The organism is uncultured Campylobacter sp. (genome assembly GCF_937949835.1).
Taxonomy (GTDB): Bacteria; Campylobacterota; Campylobacteria; order Campylobacterales; family Campylobacteraceae; genus Campylobacter_B.
Genome location: NZ_CALEDC010000444.1, coordinates 1 through 2,442, shown reverse-complemented (window position 1 = coordinate 2,442; position 2,442 = coordinate 1). Strand labels below are relative to the sequence as shown.

Genomic DNA, 2,442 nt, shown 5'->3' with positions numbered 1-2,442 from the left:
GTATGTAGCGCAGATATGACCTTTAGCCCTTATAGGATTTGGCACATTCATCATTTGTGAAAAATCCTGGTTATATTCGCCTTGTGCCGTATAGTAGCCCATCAAATCATTGAGCGATGTGGCTACGTTATGCGCTGTCCTTACTACCTCAGCATCGTCTCTGGTAGCTATTAGTTTTGGAATGGCAATTGCCGCCAAAACACCTAAAATCACGATCACGAAAATTAATTCGATCATAGTAAAACCCTTCATGTTTTTATCCTTTGATAAAAAATTTTGGACTTATATTATAGGACGTTTACTATAAATTTAGCTTAAAAATTCTTTGCAAACTCCAACATTTCAGGTAAAAATTTTACAGCATTCGCGCCAACCGCCAAATAATGGTTATTTATCAGGCTTTTTCCGTTATAAAGAGGCGCCTTCATCGTCTTTAGATCTATCACCGCTCCGCCGCTTTGATGCAGCAAAAAATCTCCCGCGGCGATGTCCCAAAGCGAGCAGTCGCTAAATCTCGCATACGCGCTGGCACCCCCCTCGGCTAAGATGCAAAATTTTATCGCAGAGCCTTTGCGCATTAGTTGCATTCCAAATTTCTGCGCAAATTGCAAGTATTTTGCGGATCTGCTATAGTGCCCTTGCATGAAGATTTGCGGTGCGCTAGTGGGGCGAGGGAGCAGCATGTCGTTTTTATAAACTCCGCCGCCGTTTGAGCTATATATATCGCCGCTTATAGGGATGCCGATTACCGCTAAAATCGGACGCCCATGCTCGATCAGCGCGATGCAGACGCAAAACTCACCGTTGCGTGCGATGAACTCCTTTGTGCCGTCCAGCGGATCTATCAGCCAAAATCTCTCCTCGCTCATGCGCCGCTCGCTATCCAGTACGCATTCTTCCGAGCAGATCGCGATACCGCTGGGCTCTAGAGTGCGCATTATCGCATCATTTGCCGCAAGATCGGCATTCGTAAGCGGCGATCTGTCCGCCTTGACAAAGATATCAAATTTATCGTAATTTTGCATTATCGCGGCATTTGCCTTTTTTGCGGCGTCCGTCGCGAGTGCTAAAAGCTCATCCAAGCCCACTTTCGCTCCTTTAAATTTAAGGTAATTCTACTAAATTTAAAATTTTAATAGTCTAAATTTACGCAAGTAAAAACAGCTGAAATTTTAAAACCCTTTAGAATTTTAATATTCTTTTTTATATAATTGCTAAAATTTTTTAAAGGACCAACATGACCCCAGTCGTATTAGATAGCGTTAAACACGCGGATTTACAGTATCACGCGGATGCATTCCCTACCGCGCCTTTCGTGCCGGTGATCGCGCCGGAGATCCCGTTTTGCGCGGACAACCTCGTTATCGTATTTACCATTGAAAAAGAGCCCAAAATGGTGGCGCTGCTAGGGCGCACCAAAAACGTTCTAATCGATAAGGATTATAAAGGAACGGTGCCTTCTTCGGTGCAGAATTATCCGTTTTTCCTAGCCCAGATCGGCGAGCAGACGGCGATCTGCTTCGATAAGGATGCGCAGCAGATCAAAGGCGACGGAGAGGCGCTTTTTAAAGACGGCAAGCCAACGCCGTTTTTAAAAAATTTAAAAGAGGTGATGCAAAATTACGCCGATTTAGATATGCGCACGCGCGTTGCGGCGGCGGAATTTCAAAAGGCGGGGATTTTAGAAGCCAAGGAACTCGGCATCAACTCTAGCGGCAAGGAATCGTCCCTGCTAAACGGCTTTTCGGTCGTAAATCGCGAAAAACTTTTGAAACTAAGCGATAAAAAACTTGCGGATTTCGCGCGCCGCGGATATCTGGAGCTAGCGTATTTCCATCTAAAAAGCCTTGCAAATTTTCAGCGACTAGGCGATAAGATCATGCAGCTTGACCCGCCGACCGCGCAGAAAGAAGCGAAAAAATAGACACCGTTTTCGCTACTAGAATAGCTAGAAATTTTTAGAATTTTATGATTTAATGTCGCAGAATTTAATTCCTAAAAGCAATATTGCGCGAAAATGTCGCAAGTATTTTACGGCGTGAGTTGTTTTTATAAATACCCATTAAGCTTATCTAGTAGAATAAGCCTTAGACCCTAAATGATTTTATTTATAGCTAAGATTAAACGTACTGCGAGCCTGATCGTATAATTTTGCCATAAAAATTTTATGGCAAAATTTATCACCTTGCCCACGCAGGATTTTACGTCCGATATCCTCCAATGCTAGAAATATTGCACGGAACCTTACTTGATTTAAAATTCTTTTTGAGCATATGAATTTATAAATTTCAAGCCTATCTTTTAGGTTTTTATATTAAGCCTTTGAAATAAAGAAAGTCTCGATGAAATTTTACACGGAGTGCTTAAATTTAGCCCGCACAATTTATAGATAATACAGCGCGAGCCCAGCATTACGGCAAAATTTTAATTTAAAGAAATTCC

3 protein-coding genes are annotated in these 2,442 nt (G+C 42.5%); 1 reads left to right on the top strand and 2 read right to left on the bottom strand.

All coding sequences use genetic code 11. The annotated features are described in order from the left end of the window. Together Q0256_RS09890 and Q0256_RS09885 are read right to left on the bottom strand one after the other, a co-directional pair. The coding region (locus tag Q0256_RS09890; RefSeq protein ID WP_297962612.1) for a type II secretion system protein at positions 1–252 on the bottom strand (252 nt) is incomplete at its 3' end. Positions 253–314: 62 nt separating this feature from the next. Beyond that, the gene (locus Q0256_RS09885; RefSeq protein WP_297962610.1) at positions 315–1,088 is read right to left on the bottom strand and encodes a 3'(2'),5'-bisphosphate nucleotidase CysQ; all 774 of its coding nucleotides are present in this window, start codon (positions 1,086–1,088) and stop codon (positions 315–317) included. Positions 1,089–1,237: 149 nt separating this feature from the next. Between Q0256_RS09885 and Q0256_RS09880 the strand changes: the two genes are divergently transcribed. After that, positions 1,238–1,924, top strand: coding sequence for a SapC family protein (locus Q0256_RS09880; protein ID WP_297962608.1), 687 nt, complete (start codon positions 1,238–1,240; stop codon positions 1,922–1,924). Positions 1,925–2,442: the final 518 nt, after the last annotated feature.